The sequence below is a fragment of the Nocardia sp. NPDC051030 genome, assembly GCF_040683015.1.
Taxonomy (GTDB): Bacteria; Actinomycetota; Actinomycetes; order Mycobacteriales; family Mycobacteriaceae; genus Nocardia.
Window position 1 is genome coordinate 350,165 of sequence record NZ_JBFBCD010000008.1, and the last position, 14,786, is coordinate 364,950.

At 65.3% G+C, this 14,786-nt stretch carries 13 protein-coding genes; 4 read left to right on the top strand and 9 right to left on the bottom strand.

Translation table 11 applies throughout. The features are described 5' to 3' along the window. Positions 1-169 precede the first annotated feature (169 nt). The 6 genes from AB0N05_RS27145 to AB0N05_RS27170 form a co-directional block, all read right to left on the bottom strand. Positions 170-736, bottom strand: coding sequence for a MerR family transcriptional regulator (locus AB0N05_RS27145; protein ID WP_364698773.1), 567 nt, complete (start codon positions 734-736; stop codon positions 170-172). A gap of 189 nt (positions 737-925) precedes the next feature. Continuing rightward, complete coding sequence (locus AB0N05_RS27150; protein ID WP_364698775.1) at positions 926-1,399, bottom strand: bifunctional nuclease family protein; 474 nt, start codon at positions 1,397-1,399, stop codon at positions 926-928. A gap of 78 nt (positions 1,400-1,477) precedes the next feature. Continuing rightward, positions 1,478-2,245, bottom strand: coding sequence for a MerR family transcriptional regulator (locus AB0N05_RS27155; protein ID WP_364698777.1), 768 nt, complete (start codon positions 2,243-2,245; stop codon positions 1,478-1,480). A 44-nt stretch (positions 2,246-2,289) separates the two neighbouring features. Next, complete coding sequence (locus tag AB0N05_RS27160; RefSeq protein ID WP_364698779.1) at positions 2,290-2,763, bottom strand: FHA domain-containing protein; 474 nt, start codon at positions 2,761-2,763, stop codon at positions 2,290-2,292. Between the two features lie 182 nt (positions 2,764-2,945). After that, positions 2,946-3,344: a glycine cleavage system protein GcvH gene (gcvH, locus tag AB0N05_RS27165; RefSeq protein WP_364698781.1), complete on the bottom strand. Its 399-nt coding sequence runs from the start codon at positions 3,342-3,344 to the stop codon at positions 2,946-2,948. Between the two features lie 69 nt (positions 3,345-3,413). Continuing rightward, a complete protein-coding gene (locus tag AB0N05_RS27170; RefSeq protein ID WP_364698783.1) occupies positions 3,414-4,025 on the bottom strand; it encodes a CDP-alcohol phosphatidyltransferase family protein in 612 nt (203 codons plus the stop codon). A 155-nt stretch (positions 4,026-4,180) separates the two neighbouring features. Here AB0N05_RS27170 and AB0N05_RS27175 point away from each other — a divergent pair, with 155 nt between their 5' ends. The 3 genes from AB0N05_RS27175 (at position 4,181) to AB0N05_RS27185 (ending at position 8,320) form a co-directional block, all read left to right on the top strand. Then, entirely contained in the window at positions 4,181-5,878 is a 1,698-nt protein-coding gene (locus AB0N05_RS27175; RefSeq protein ID WP_364699121.1) for a GMC family oxidoreductase, read from the top strand. A 35-nt stretch (positions 5,879-5,913) separates the two neighbouring features. Continuing rightward, positions 5,914-7,302: a DUF2252 domain-containing protein gene (locus AB0N05_RS27180; protein WP_364698785.1), complete on the top strand. Its 1,389-nt coding sequence runs from the start codon at positions 5,914-5,916 to the stop codon at positions 7,300-7,302. A 121-nt stretch (positions 7,303-7,423) separates the two neighbouring features. Further along, positions 7,424-8,320, top strand: a complete 897-nt coding sequence (locus tag AB0N05_RS27185) for a nuclease-related domain-containing protein (protein ID WP_364698787.1) — start codon at positions 7,424-7,426, stop codon at positions 8,318-8,320. Here AB0N05_RS27185 and AB0N05_RS27190 read toward each other — a convergent pair. The 3 genes from AB0N05_RS27190 to AB0N05_RS27200 all read right to left on the bottom strand — a co-directional run bounded on the left by AB0N05_RS27190 (position 8,292) and on the right by AB0N05_RS27200 (position 13,142). After that, positions 8,292-8,942, bottom strand: coding sequence for a phosphatase PAP2 family protein (locus AB0N05_RS27190; RefSeq protein ID WP_364698789.1), 651 nt, complete (start codon positions 8,940-8,942; stop codon positions 8,292-8,294). The genes AB0N05_RS27185 and AB0N05_RS27190 overlap by 29 nt on opposite strands. A gap of 22 nt (positions 8,943-8,964) precedes the next feature. Then, complete coding sequence (locus tag AB0N05_RS27195) at positions 8,965-11,073, bottom strand: MMPL family transporter (protein ID WP_364698791.1); 2,109 nt, start codon at positions 11,071-11,073, stop codon at positions 8,965-8,967. Between the two features lie 128 nt (positions 11,074-11,201). Continuing rightward, complete coding sequence (locus AB0N05_RS27200; protein ID WP_364698793.1) at positions 11,202-13,142, bottom strand: acyl-CoA dehydrogenase; 1,941 nt, start codon at positions 13,140-13,142, stop codon at positions 11,202-11,204. A gap of 137 nt (positions 13,143-13,279) precedes the next feature. On the opposite strand from AB0N05_RS27200, the gene AB0N05_RS27205 reads away from it, so the two are divergent. Then, positions 13,280-14,668, top strand: a complete 1,389-nt coding sequence (locus tag AB0N05_RS27205; protein WP_364699123.1) for a threonine/serine exporter family protein — start codon at positions 13,280-13,282, stop codon at positions 14,666-14,668. Positions 14,669-14,786 lie beyond the last annotated feature (118 nt).

Genomic DNA, 14,786 nt, shown 5'->3' on the forward strand with positions numbered 1-14,786 from the left:
AATTTATACGCGCCAAATTTTTACTTGATTGTGGCGGGGGCGGTTTTTACTCTTTGCATTAACACCCCCCATGCAAAAAATAACCGCGGCCTGCCGGTTGGCAGCGCGCGTTCCGCAATGAACTCAGCCCACAATGGACTCAGCCCACAATGGACTCAGCCGAAACCGTCTAGCCGGTCTTGCTCATTCGAGCCTTGCGCCGGAACGCCAGCTCATCCTCGGGCCGATCCGATGCGCTGCCGGTCTCGGCGCGCTCGGCCGGGAAGGCGGCGATCGCCCCGGTGAGCTCGCGCATCGCGCCACCGACGGCAATGCCGAAGACGCCCTGCCCGCCCTGCAGTAAATCAACGACCTCCTCGGGCGAGGAGCACTCGTACACGGTGGCTCCATCGGAGAAGAGCGTGATCCCGGCCAGATCCTCGACGCCGCGGCTGCGCAGATGATCCACGGCTATGCGGATGTTCTGCAACGAGATACCGGCGTCGAGCAGCCGCTTGACGATCTTGAGGACCAGGATGTCCTTGAACGAGTACAGCCGCTGGCTGCCGGATCCGGTGGCGCTGCGGATGGACGGCACGACCAGCCCGGTGCGGGCCCAGTAATCGAGCTGACGATAGGTGATCCCGGCGACCTGGCAGGCGCTGGGCACCCGGTAGCCGACCAGTTCGTCCGGCACCGTGTCATCTGGGAACAGCCCTGGCTGCACCACATCCTGAGGTTGCGGTTGATCTCCCACTGACTACTCCCTTACTGCTTGCCTATCAGGGCACCGTCTCATCGACCTGGAGCGTGGCCTAACTGTCGAGGCTACTCCCATGATTGTCTCGGGAGTATCGGCACCATCCAAGCTTGGCGGAGCGCGTGTTTCTATACCTAAACCTCAGGTCGAGACACGGTTCTATTACGTCCCAAGGTCAACAGCTGGTCAGCTGTCCGTGGCCTTGAAATCATCGGGAGATACCGATTCGAGAAACTCCTTGAACTTCTCGACCTCATCCTCGCGCTCGTCCGGCATGACGAGTCCGGCCTCTTCGAGTACCGGCTCCTCGGCGTAGATCGGGCAGCCCACCCGCAGGGCGATGGCGACGGAATCGGAGGGACGCGCCGAGACGCGTAGGTCGTTCTCGAAAACCAGATCGGCGTAGAAGGTGCCCTCTTGCAGATCCACGATGCGGACCTCTTTCAAGGTGTGCCCGAGATCCTTGATCAAGATCTTGATCAGATCGTGGGTGAGGGGCCGGATCGGCGTCACGCCTTCTTGTTCCAGCACGATCGCGGTCGCCTCGGACTGTCCGATCCAGATCGGCAGATATCTGTCTCCGGATGCCTCGCGGAGCAACAGCACGGGCTGGTTCTGTGGTTGTTCGACACGGATGCCGATCACACGCATTTCGCTCATCGCACTGCCTCCCAATACTCAAGCCAGCCGCCCAACCTGCCCTCGGGTCGGCCGTATCACCGAGTCTAGGCGAAGATTTCAGCCCCCGAGCGAAGCGCGCACGGAGGTCTTCACCAGGCACGTGTGCAGGGTCAGCGACAGTGCCGCCAACTCGCGCACGGTCTCCTCGGCGCGGGCGCGGGCGTCCGCATCCCGGCTCTTCGCGATCGGTGCGGCGATCTGCGCGACCATCGCGGCCTCCCGGTCCGCGGCCAGTTTGAAGGCACGCAGATGCCTTGCCTCCAAACCGAATTCGCTCAATGCCTTGGCGGTGCGAGCCAGCGTCACCGCGTCGGCGTCGAAATACCCGGCGGCGCCTGGGGTGATCAGATTGGCGCGAATCAGTTCTGCCAGAAACTTTTCGTCGATGCCGGCCTGAGTCAGCAGGTCTGCCCTGGGAATCCGGATCTCGTGATCGAACCGGAGCTCCTCGGGCGACACCTCACCGGGCACGACGCCGAGCCGCCGCGGGCGACTCCCCCCATTGGGCGCCATGGCATCCCCTATAGCTGTTTCCCCTGCGGAACCGGCGACCGCTCGATGGCGGGCTTCCCGCACACCGAGCGTCGCCGCTCCACTGTCGATCGCTTCGAGCTGTTCCTTGATCACCTTCAGCGGCAGGTATTGATCCCGCTGAGCCGTCAGCACGAACCGCAGGCGTTCCACATCGGCGACGTGGAACCTGCGGTATCCCGACGGCGTGCGTTCGGGGCTGATCAGTCCCTCCGATTCGAGAAACCGAATCTTCGAGATGGTGATATCCGGAAAATCCGGACGCAGCAAATCCAGCACGGAGCCGATCGACATACCTCCGCGCGTCCACTGCGCTGCGCCTGTCATTCCCGTGGGCCTTATAGCGTGCCCGTCGCCTCGCTCGAAGCGGGGCGCGGACCGGTCAGGAACACGAGACGGAACTTGCCGATCTGTACTTCGTCACCGTTCTGGAGCTCCGAGGAGTCCACCGGTTCCCGATTCACGTACGTGCCATTGAGGCTGCCCACGTCGACGACCTGGAAGCTGTCGTCATCCTGGCGGAACTCCGCGTGGCGACGGCTGACGGTGACATCATCCAAGAAGATGTCACTGTCGGGGTGACGTCCCGCGGAGGTGGTCGGCTGGTCCAGCAGGAATCGCGAACCGGCGTTCGGGCCACGCTTGACGACCAGCAGAGCCGCCCCCAGAGGCAGGCCCTCGACTCCTTGCACCGGCGCCTCGCCGGTCTGCTCAGGGCGCGACGTGTCGACCTCGTTCAGGAAATCGGCGCGGAACACCGAAGTGGTCTCGGCTGCCGTCTCCTGGTAACCCGGGTCCTTGTTCTCGCTCACCCTTGCTCTCCTCCTCGAACCGAATAATCCATGCAAGCAGTGTTGCCGTCAGCGGCGCGGCCACCGGCCGTTCCCCGCTTCGGGCAGTCCCGATTTGACGAGCACCGGCTGCCGGCACATCTGTTGGCATTGACCGTACCCTGCCAGGGCGTACCCGTGCAGGTAGAACTGTGAAGGCTCCTTCAGCCTCCGATAACTCCTTGATAACCTGCGGCATCGAGCAGGTCACCGAGCGCTGCCTCGAGGGTTACGCCATCGGCGATCTCGAGCTCGAAGATCCATCCGTCACCGTAAGGATCGGTGTTGATGGTCTCCGGCGCACCGGTCAGAACTTCGTTCACCGCAACAACTTTCCCGGCCAGCGGCGTGTAGATGTCCGACACGCTCTTGGTGGACTCGACCTCTGCGATGCTGTCGCCGGTCGCCGAATCCTTGTCTACCTCGGGCAGCTGCACGAACACCACGTCACCGAGCTGTGACTGCGCGTAATCGGTGATGCCGACGCGCACGCGGTTCGGACCCACGGTGCGGATCCATTCATGCTCTTCGGTGTAGCGCAAGTCCTCGGGTAGGTCGCTCACAGGCGGGTTCCTTTCACACGGGCGTCCTCTCGGGATCGTCGTCGATCCGTCTGCCGCACACCCTATCGGCTACTGATCATGGTGCGGCACGGCCGGTATCGCTCGGGCCACGGCGATGGCTTTGCCCAGGTAGAGAATGCCGGTCCAGACATATACCGCCGTGCCCCAGACCATGAATGCCCAGCCGAAGGCCCGCCCGAAACCTGCGGCGGCCCAATCCATCTGCCCGGCCAGAATCCAGGGCAGTGCGGACATGAGCGCGAAGGTGGCGGCTTTACCCAGGTAGATGACGTCGGGAGGGTCGAGGTGACGGCGCCTGTAAATGCCCAGAGTCAGGAACAGGATGCCGTCTCGAGCGACCAGAATGACCACCACCCACCAGGGCAGGATCCCGCGAATCAGGAAGCCGCCCAGGGTCGCCAGCAGATACAGCCGGTCCACCAGGGGGTCCAGGATCGCGCCCAGTTTGGAGGACTGATCCAGCAGCCGGGCCAGCTTGCCGTCCAGGAAATCGGTGAAGCCGCTGAGGATCAGCAGGGCGAAGGCCCAGCCGTCGGCCTTCTCGACCAGCAGCAGCCACAGGAAAACTGGGACGCCGATCAGCCGTATCAAGCTCAGCACATTGGGCACGGTGAGGATACGGTCGCTGTAGACCGGCTCGGCGTTCCGCTCGGTTGTCACAACCTGGTCTTACCTCAATCACTCCGGCGTCACCATCCGGGCACGCCGTCCGGTAGGCGGCGGGACGCCGAATTCTCTCGCTCAGGATATGGTCTCCGCCATAAGCGGCTGGTGAGAGAATGACCAGGACTCTTTCTCATGTGGGAGGCAAGACCATGCCCGACTTCGACTATGACGTCGTCGTTATCGGCTCCGGCTTCGGGGGAAGCGTGAGCGCACTGCGCCTGACCGAGAAGGGCTACCGGGTGGCCGTGCTGGAATCCGGCCGCCGCTGGAATCCCGAGGACATCCCGAACACCAATTGGAATGTGCGCAAATCGATCTGGGCTCCGCGACTGGGGCTGACCGGTACGCAGCGGATCAGCCTGCTTGGCACATGCGCGGTGTTCTCCGCGTCCGGGGTGGGCGGTGGGTCGCTCATCTACGGGAACACCCTCTACGAGCCGCTGCCCGCCTTCTACACCGATAAGCAGTGGGCGCACATCACCGATTGGCGCTCCGAGCTCGCGCCCTACTACGACCAGGCCACCCGCATGCTCGGCGTCGCCCAGAATCCGCGCATGACCCCGGCCGATGACGTGATCCGTTCCATCGCCGAGGATCTCGATGTCGCCGACACCTTCCACCCGACGAATGTGGGCGTGTTCTTCAACGAGAAGGCACCCGGCGTGGAGGTCGACGACCCCTACTTCGGCGGTGTGGGCCCGCGCCGCAGCGGCTGCATCCACTGTGCGCGCTGCTTCACCGGCTGCCCCCACAATGCCAAGAACACCACCCCCACGAACTACCTCTACCTGGCCGAACAGGCCGGTACGAAGGTCTTCGACCTGACCACCGTCACCAGTGTGCGGCCCATGACCGGCGGCGGCTATGCCCTCGAGACCGAGCGCTCGGACCGCTGGGTTCGCAAGGGGCGCAAGACCTTCACCGCCGAACAGGTGGTATTCGCCGCGGCGGCGCTGGGAACTCAGAAGTTGCTGCACAAGATGCGCGACGAGAAAATCCTCCCGAATCTGTCGCCGCGACTGGGTGAGCTGACCCGATCCAACTCCGAGGCCATCCTCAATGTGGTGAGCCGGGAGCGCACGGATTTCGCCGAGGGCATCGCCATCACGTCCTCGATTCACCCGGAGCCGGACACCCACATCGAGGTGTGCCACTACGGCAAGGGCCAGAACGCGCTGTTCCCGCTGTCCGCCCCGATCGTGGACGGCGGCGCATTCCGGTTCCTGCGCTTCCTGCTGGCCATGGTGCTGCATCCGATGGTGTTCGCGCGCAGCCTGAATGCGCATCGGGCGTCGGAGAAGTCGGTGATCCTGCTGGTCATGCAGTCCCTGGACAATTCGCTGACCTCGTATCGGCGGTGGGGGCAGCTCAAGACGAAAGCGGGTAGCGGGGAACCGAATCCGACCTGGATCCCGCTCGCGCATGATGTGGGGCGGCGCTTCGGGGAGAAGGTCAATGGCGATGTGCACGGCCTCGTCATGGATGTGTTCAATATCCCGGCGACCGCGCACTACATCGGCGGCTGCGTGATCGGAGAGACGCCGGAAACCGGTGTGGTGGACCCGTATCAGCGGGTGTTCGGGTATCCGGGGCTGCATGTCGCGGACGGCTCCGCGGTCACCGCCAACCTGGGCGTGAACCCTTCGCTGACCATTACCGCGCAGGCTGAACGGGCAATGGCGTTCTGGCCCAACCGACATGACGTCGACCCGCGCCCCGAGTTGGGTGCGCGATACCGCCGGATCAACCCGGTCAGCCCGAAACAGGCGACGGTCCCCGACTTCGCCCCGGGAGCCCTGCGTTTGCCGATCTTCCCGGCGGACTCCTTCAGCCGAAAACACGAGTGAGCAGATAGACCCGCTCGACGGTAAGTTGGATCGTCGTGTGTGCCAATGTGTTCGACTTCCGTTCTCGTGTCTCGACGGAAGAGGTGTGGGCCCGCGGCCGGGCGCTGCGGGAGCGCACTCCCGTCGAGTCGCGGGATCGGGTGGCGGCCGCCGCGGACCGGCCGGAAGTGCTCGACTTCATCGCGGCCAGCAATCGCGGCCGACTCCCCCATCTGATCCCGCTGCGTATCGGCCGCATGACCGCCTCGCCCTACTCCTTCTTCCGGGGCTCGGCGGGCCTGATGGCGGCCGATCTCGCGGCCGGACCGGACAGTGGCCTCACCGCGCAGCTCTGTGGTGACGCGCATGCCGCCAATTTCGGCCTCTACGGCTCGCCGCGCGGCGAAATCGTCATGGATATCAATGATTTCGACGAAACCGTCCCCGGACCGTGGGAGTGGGATCTGGAGCGTTTGGCGGCCAGTCTGGTGCTGGCCGGGCGTGAGGGCGGGGCCTCGGAGGACGAATGCCTGGCCGCGGCCCGCGATGCCGCCCGCTCCTACCGGCTGACCGTGACGGGCCTGGCCGAGCAGCCGTTCCTCACCTCCTGGACCGCGCTCCCCGACGAATCGGTGATCGAGCAGGTCAATGCCGACGCCTTGCTCGATGACTTCAAGAAGGCCGCCAAGAAGGCCCGCAAGAACAACAGCGCCAAGGTCGCACGCAAGTGGACTGAACATCTCGAGGATCACCAGACCGGTATCGGCAGCCGCAAATTCATTCCGGACCCGCCCGTGCTGACCCTGGTGAACGATTCGGTGACCGAGGCGGTGATCGACGGCCTCACCGAATACGTGGGCACGCTGCGGGAGTCCCGGCGTCGCCTGATCACCCGATTCACGGTGTCCGATATCGCCTTCCGGATCGTCGGCACCGGCAGCGTCGGCCTGCACTCGTATCTGGCGCTGCTGCACGGCAATGGGGACGAGGTGCTGGTGCTCCAGATCAAGCAGGCGGTGCCGTCCGCGTTGACGCCGTACCTGCCCGCTCAGATCCCACGCCACGAGGGTGAGCGAATCGTGCAGGGAGCCAGGTCGGTTCAGGCCGAGACCGATATCCTGCTGGGCTGGACGACGCTGCGGATCAATGGCGCGGAGCTGCCGTTCATCGTGCGGCAGTTCCGAAACCTCAAGGGCGACATCGACGTATCGGCCCTCGACTCCGATCACCTGGACGACTACGGCCGACTGGCGGGCGCGCTGCTGGCCCGGGCGCACACCCGCTCCCTGGACCCCCGCCTGGTAGCCGGGTACCTGGACAACGCCGAGCCTTTCGACGAGGCCGTGGCCCGTTTCGCCGTCCGCTACGCCGATCGCACCGAAGCCGATCACGCCGAACTGCTGGCCGCGGTCAAGGACGGCCGCCTGGCCGCCGAGACCGCCTGACCACCACCGACACACGGCCGGGCGGTAAATCTGTCCGGCCGCTGCGGTCTCTCCGTACCATTGCCCGTATCGAGCCCCGTCGGTCTCAATGAGATGAATCGACGAGAAAGGTGCAGCGCCGATGCTCGTCAGAGTGCAGAACACCGCCGGCACGCACGCCGAGAAGGTCCTCATCGATTGGCTGCGCACCTGGAAGGGCACGGGCGACCCCAATGGCGTCGCCACCGTCAATTGCAGCCTCTTCCACGGTGATCGGCTCTACCCGTTCGACGCCGTGGTGTGGACGCCCACCAGCTGTGTGGTCATCGAGGCCGAGGCCCTGGTGGAACGGACGGACGGCGAGCTGGAGGTGCCGGTCAACGGCCCGTGGCGGATCGGTGACCGGCTGATCAGCTTCGAGGGCGGCGATAAGCGCACCCCCCTGGACAAGTCCCGCGACCACACCTTCGCGCTACAGAACTGGCTGGCCGAACGCGGTCTCGGCCAGCGCGTGGTGCACGGGGTCGTGCTGGTCATGCCGCCGCCGGGGTCGAAGCTCCAGGTGCAGCAGCTGTGGAGCGACCCCAGCTTCCAGGTGCTGCTCGGCGACGATCCGCGCCGGCTGCGCGACTACTTCACCAGCCTGCTGTCCCGGGGACGCCCGCAATGGTCGGCCAATGACGTGGCGTGGGCGTTCCGCGGACTGGGCATCCTGCCGTATCTACCCGCGCCCGGCGACCTGATCAATGAGGGTTTCCTGGGCCCGGTGGATATCACCCTGTGGCACGGCGGCCCGCAGCAGGCGCAGGCCGAGGCCTATGCCGAAGAGCAGGCGCGATTGGAGGCCGAAGCGGCCGCGGCGGGCCCGCGGTTCACGGTGCCCGCGCCCTGGTTCAGTCCCGGCAAGCTCTACCCGCGCCGGACCGGCGAACTCGATCTGGGCCGCACCTTCATGCGCATCATGCTGACGATCGGCATGATCGTGGCGTTCCTGTGGCTGCTCTGGTTCATTATCGCGGGAGCGGTCGCGTACGCGTAGCCGTGAAATGGCGAAACGGTAGGTAGGCGGTCGTCACGATGGCGATCGCCGCCGCCGCGCCGCCGATCACGTCGGTGGGATGGTGGTAGCCCAGGCCCACCATCCCGACCAGGATCATCGGCAGTAGCACGACTGTCACGACCACCACGGTCACCCGAACCCGAGCTGATTCACTGAGCAGCACAAAGGCTGTCACCACGGCAACGAGATGCACCGTATGCCCGCTCGGATAAGCCAGATAATGATGCAGCTCCCGATCCCAAAGCGGTTTCAACACCAGCGAATTCACGCTGATCGCCAGCTCCGGCGCGACAATCATGAACCCGGCCTGCCACCACTGCCTCTGATACGCGAACCACCCTGCGGCCACCAGCAGCAACGGCACCACGACATACCAATTACTGGGAAACACCAGCACCCGATACACCCAGGTATGTCCGCCCACCGACGAGTGGATGTGCTCCCCCAGCGACCGATCCAACCCGGTGGGCCCGCCATCGGCCGGAAAGAACTGCGGCACAGCCACGGTCACCACCGTGGCCGCCAAGATCAGCGCGGGCAGGGCTGTCCGTCGGGCCCAGCTCTCCAGCGCGGGCGGGGCGGGTGCGGTCGATCGAGTCACTTCAGCACCCTAGCCCGGCCATTCACTCCCGCAGCGCGACCTTCTCCAGCAGCGGCCGCGACCGGGCCGGAGCCCACCAGTTCGCGGTGCCCATGACCCGCATGAACGCGGGCACCAGCACCATGCGCACCAGCGTCGCATCCATCAGCACGGCCACCGCCAACCCGAGCCCGAGCATCCGGTTGGTGGTCACGCCACTCGCGGCGATACCCGCGAACACGACCGCCATCAGCAGCGCCGCCGCCGTCACGATCGGCCCCGACCGCGCGATGCCCAAAGCCACCGCGGTGTCATTGTCGGCCCGCGTCTTCTCCGAGTTCTCCCACTCCTCGGCGAACCGGGCGAGCAGGAACACCTCATAGTCCATCGACAGCCCGAAGGCCACACAGAACAGCAGCACCGGCAGCGTGGCGATCGTGTATCCGGTGGCGAAGGTCCCCAGCCCGCCGAGATGTCCGTCCTGGAAGATCCACACCATGGCGCCGAAGGTCGCCGAGAGCGACAACACATTGAGCGCCAAGGCTTTCAGCGGCAGCACGACACTGCCGGTGAGCAGGAGCAGCAGGATGAAGGTGATCGCTGCGATCCAGATCAGCGCCTTGGGAAAGCCCTCCTTGATACCCGATTCCGAATCGGCGGTCTGCTGTGCCAGCCCGCCGAACAAGGTGTCCGAGGGCGCGTCGACGGCGCGCAGAGCCTGCAGTTGCCGCTGCCCCGCCTCCGAATACGGGTCCAACTTGGTGCTGACGACGAGGTGCACACTGTCCGGGGCGGTGGCGCCCGGATCGACGGTCACGCGCTCGACATCCGGAACATTCGACAGCGCAGTCGAATACGCGCCCACGTCGGTGCCTCGCCCATTCACAACGATGTGCACCGTGCCGGTCGCATTGTCGTCGAACCGATCCCGCAGCAGATCACCCACCTGCCGCGATTCGAGTGCGGCGGGCAACGCCCGGTCATCGGGCAGCCCCAGCTTCAGCCCCAAGACCGGCGAGCCGAGCACCACGAGCAGCGCCAGCACGGGCAATGCGCACAGCGCCGGACGCCGCTGCACCGTCCGCGCCACCCGATAGAGAAGACTCTGCTCGACCGGCCTAGCTTCGCGCAGCGGCTTCTTATTGATCCGATCGCCCAGCACCACCAGCAGTGCGGGAACCAGCGTGAGCGCCAAGAGGATCGACAGTGCCACCACCGCCAGCCCCGCGAACGCGAGCGACCGCAGGAACGTCAAGGGGAAGAACGACATCCCGATCAGCGCGATCCCCACCGTGACCCCCGAGAACGCCACGGCCCGCCCGCCACGCTTCATGGCCAGCGTCAGCGCCTCGGTCCGATCCCGCCCGGCGGCGATCTCCTCCCGATAGCGGCCGATGATCAGCAGCGAGTAGTCGATGGCCAGCGCCAACCCGATGGCCGTGACGATATTCAGCGCGAAGACCGACAGATCCACCGCGAAGGTGAGCAGATACAGCACCGCACTACTGCCCGCGATGGCCACCACTCCGGTCACGAACGGAATCGCCGCCGCCACCAGACTTCTCAAGAACCACACCAACAGCAGGAATGTCAGCGGCAGCGCGATGGCTTCCGCGATTCCCAAATCCTTCTGCGTCTGCTTCCCGGTTTCCGCCCACACCATGGCCTGCCCGCCCGCGTGGACGGTCACCCCGTCGAGGCTCCCGACATACTGATCGGCGAGATCCTTCGCCGTCCCGGGCGCAACGTTCTCGGTCCCGCGCACGGTGGCAACGATCAGCCCGATCTTCCCGTCCCGGCTGATCAGCGTCCGGCTCAGCTGCGGTTCGGTCCACGGCGAGACGGCCCGCGAGACCCGCGAGTCGCCCTTGAGCCGGTCGGCGATCTCCTTGCCCCGCGCCTGCGACACAGCACTCGTCGCACCCCCGTCGGACTCGACGGTGAGCACCAGCTGCATTCCCGACATCCCGTAGTCGCGCTCGAGAATGTCTGCCGCACGCGCGGATTCGGAGTCATTCGATACGAACCCGCCATTGGTGAGCCGGGCCGCGGCCTGCGACCCGAGCGCCCCGAACAGCAGGAAGGCAATACCTATGACGACGAGCACGAGCCTCGGCGTGCGAATGGCGAGCGCGGACAATCTGCCGATCATCGTGCACCCCCGGCAGCCGTCGGCCACTCATACATCGTCGACATCGGGAACTCCCCTTCGCCTCGTCGCGATTTCGAGATCATCCTGACGGGAGTCCCGGAATCACGGCGACCACTGTGTCGAACCTCTCAACGAGGCACAGCGGCAAGAGGGTTCAATGCCGTGCTGTCCAGCATGGCGGCGCGCAGCATCTGCTCCGGCACCCCCATCCCCTGCACGAGCGTCAGCGCATGCGGCCGCAGCCGATCCACGAGTTCATTGACGCTGCGGCGCACCTGCTTGGACCGTTCCACGGACATGAAGCGGTGCATGATGAACCAGGCTTGGTTCTCCTCGATGGTCGAGTAGACGAACAGGTCGCAGACGGTGTCGGCCAGTGCCCGGACGTCAGGATCCTCGATTTCGGCGATACCGTCGATGAAGGCTTCCAGGACCAGTCGCTCGATATGGGCATTGCCTGCCGCGAGGATGTGGTCCTGCGCATTATTGAACGCTTCGAACGGACCGGTCTCCTTGGCGCGGGCGCGAAGCCGATGCCCCGCGGTCCGCACGAGGTAATCCTCGCGATCCGCGAACAGCTGAAGCTGCACCGAACGCCGGGACAGGTCGGCCTCATCCACGCCCTCATCGGAGCGATCCCGCAGCCGCTGAATCATCTGCCGCACACCGGACCGTTCCCGCACCACGTCCCGAGCCGCGGTGGCGGCGAACCGCACCCAGCCCATGGCATCCAGGTCCCGCACCTCATCGGAGTACGCGGTGAGCAGTTCCTTCGCGACGAGCTGGGTGAGCACCAGATTGTCGCCCTCGAACGTGGTGAACACGTCGGTGTCGGCCTTGAGCGTCACGAGCCGATTCTCGGTGAGATAGCCTGCGCCGCCGCATGCTTCGCGACATTCCTGAATCGTGTCGGTGGCATGGCGGGTCTGCGCGACCTTGAACCCCGCGGCCCGCTTCTCCAGCGCCCGCTGCGCCTGCGGATCGGTCTCCTGCCCCGTCTGCACCAGGTGCATGCGCTGCACCAGATCGTTCTGCGCGAATGCCAGCGCATAGGAGCGAGCGACTCGTGGCAGCAGCCGCCGCTGATGGCTGCGGTAGTCCATGAGCACGGTCTCCACACCGGTATCCGGATCGGCGAACTGCCGCCGCTGCTCGGCATATCGAATAGCGATGCTCAGCGCGACCCGCGCTCCCGCGGCCGCCGCCCCACCCACACTGACCCGCCCGCGCACCAGCGTGCCGAGCGTCGTGAAGAACCGTCGACTCGGGTTCGCGATCTCGGAGCTGTACGTCCCGTCGGCCGCCACATCCGCATAGCGGTTCAAGAGGTTCTCGCGCGGAATTCGCACCTGGTCGAACAGGATTCGCCCATTGTCGACCCCCGGCAGCCCGCCTTTGAGCCCGCAGTCGGAGGTCGTCACGCCATGCAGATCATTCCCGTCCTCGTCGCGAATGGGCACGAGGAAGCAATGCACTCCCTGACTTTCCCCGCCGGTGATCAACTGTGCGAAAACCGCTGCTATACGGGCATGTTCGGCCGCGCCACCGATGTAATCCTTACGCGCCGAGGGAGTCGGGCTGTGCACCACGAACTCCTGGGTGTCCGGGTCATAGGTGGCGGTGGTCTCCAAATTGGCCACATCACTGCCGTGTCCGGTTTCGGTCATCGCAAAGCAGCCCAACAGATCCAATGGAAGCAGCCGCTGCACATACTCCCGATGCCGTTCCGTCCCAAGGTTTTCCACGGCCCCGCCGAAAAGCCCCCACTGCACACCGCATTTCACCCACAGCGACAGATCCGTGTAGGCGAGCATCTCCAATGCCGTGACGGCCGCACCCGGATCGCCGGTGCCGCCGTTCGCGACCCGGAAGCCGCGCTCGGCCCAGCCGAATCCGGACACGAGGCGCATTTGCGTCAGTACTCGAGTGCGCGCGTCCTTGTAGTCGAGGTAGGGATCGCCGCAGAGGCGTTCGTCGAGTTGTTTCCGCGCCTGGTCACGTACGTCCCGCCAGGGTCCGTCGAGGGCTGCGCGTAGCTGGTCCGCTATCCGTTCGTCGCCGGTCGCCATACTCGAAAACACTACTGCCAGGGACCTGCTCAACCACGTGATCTCAGGCACCCGTGTACGTTTCTAGTGTGAGCAACGACGTGGCAACCGAGATCGGCGGGAGCCCGCCGAGTGGCCCCCCGAGGTGGCGATTCTTGCTGGCCAGCGGGGTGGAACGGGTACTCGGCGAGCGCCGCGCCACCGCCGACGCGGTCGTCGAAGCGCCCGCGCCATTGCAGCCGATCGACCTCACCGACGACGCCACGGTCACCCAGGTTCTGGATCTCGCCGAGCGTGTCGGCGAGGTGGTCCTGGCCTCCGGCACGGCGGTTACGGACACCACCGACCAAGTCGAGTTCATCGCCTCCACCTACGGCCTCTCCCAATGCGATATCGATGTCACCTACAACTCGATCCGCATCTCCGCCGACCGCGGCCCCACCCTCCCTCCCGCCTCCACCATGCGAGTGGTCCGCCAGCGCTCCCTCGACTTCACCCGCCTAGCCGCCGCCGACCGCCTCACCCGCCGCATCCGCCGCGAGCTGGTCCCGCCGGAAGAGGCCCTGGCCGCCCTGGACGAAATCACCTCCGCCCCACACCCCTACAACCGCTGGATAGCAACCTTCGGCTGGGCATTGATGGCCGCCGCAGTAGCCCTCCTACTCAACGGCGGCCTCCTCATAGCCGCCCTGAGCTTCGCCACCACCACCCTCATCGACCGCACCAACCGCCGCCTCAACCGCCGCGGCCTCCCCTTCTTCTTCCAGCACATGGTCGGCGGCATGATCGCCGCCCTCCCCGCAGTCCTGGTCTCCTCCTACTTCAGCCACCTACACCTGGACCCTGCCCTCATCATCGCCGCAGGCATCGCCGTCCTCCTGGCCGGTCTCCAACTGGTAGGCGCAGTAGAAGACGCCATCACCGGCGCCCCCATCACCGCAGCAGCCCGCATGCTCGAAGTAGTAATGATGACCGGCGGCATAATCGCAGGCATCACCCTCACCCTCCGAGCCGCCGAACTCCTGAACCTCACAGTCCCGTCGGTAGACATGGCCCCCGGCCGAGACCTGACCAACTGGCCAATGAAGCTCCTAGCCGGTGCCCTAACCTCCCTAGCCTTCGCCCTGGCCTGCTACGCCGAAAAACGCGCCCTGGCAGCCGCAGCATTCAGCGGCGCCGCAGCCACAATCTTCTATCTGCTGGTCCAACAAGCAGGCTTCGGACCAATCGTCTCCTCCGGCGCAGCAGCCACCGTCGTGGGCCTAGCCGGTGGCCTCCTAGCCCGCCGAGCCCTGACACCACCCCTGGTAGTCGCAGTAGCAGGCATCACCCCCCTACTCCCCGGCCTCCGCGTCTACCGAGGCCTCTACGCCCTCCTGAATGACGAACAGCTGATAGGCATCAACCAACTCTTCAGCGCCTTCGCCGTAGGCTGCGCCCTCGCCGCCGGAGTCACCCTCGGCGAATGGATCGCCCGCGACCTCCGCCGCCCCCGAATCGTGAAGCGCTTCGGCAGCATTCGCCGACCCCGCATGAGCTCGCAATAGGCCTTGTAGAGCAAGAGATAAAGACAGAGACGAAGAACAAAAGACAAAGACGCCTGGACAAGAAGAAACAAGACAAGAGACACAAGACAAGAACAAAGACCAACGAGCAGCCGTGGAG

Excerpts from the sequence above, each read along its gene's own strand:
- AB0N05_RS27150 (WP_364698775.1), bottom strand. The coding sequence starts at position 1,399 with ATGAGCGAAATGCGTGTGATCGGCATCCGTGTCGAACAACCACAGAAC.
- AB0N05_RS27155 (WP_364698777.1), bottom strand. The coding sequence starts at position 2,245 with ATGTCGATCGGCTCCGTGCTGGATTTGCTGCGTCCGGATTTTCCGGAT.
- AB0N05_RS27175 (WP_364699121.1), top strand. The coding sequence starts at position 4,181 with ATGCCCGACTTCGACTATGACGTCGTCGTTATCGGCTCCGGCTTCGGG.
- AB0N05_RS27185 (WP_364698787.1), top strand. The coding sequence starts at position 7,424 with ATGCTCGTCAGAGTGCAGAACACCGCCGGCACGCACGCCGAGAAGGTC.
- AB0N05_RS27195 (WP_364698791.1), bottom strand. The coding sequence starts at position 11,073 with ATGATCGGCAGATTGTCCGCGCTCGCCATTCGCACGCCGAGGCTCGTG.
- AB0N05_RS27200 (WP_364698793.1), bottom strand. The coding sequence starts at position 13,142 with ATGGCGACCGGCGACGAACGGATAGCGGACCAGCTACGCGCAGCCCTC.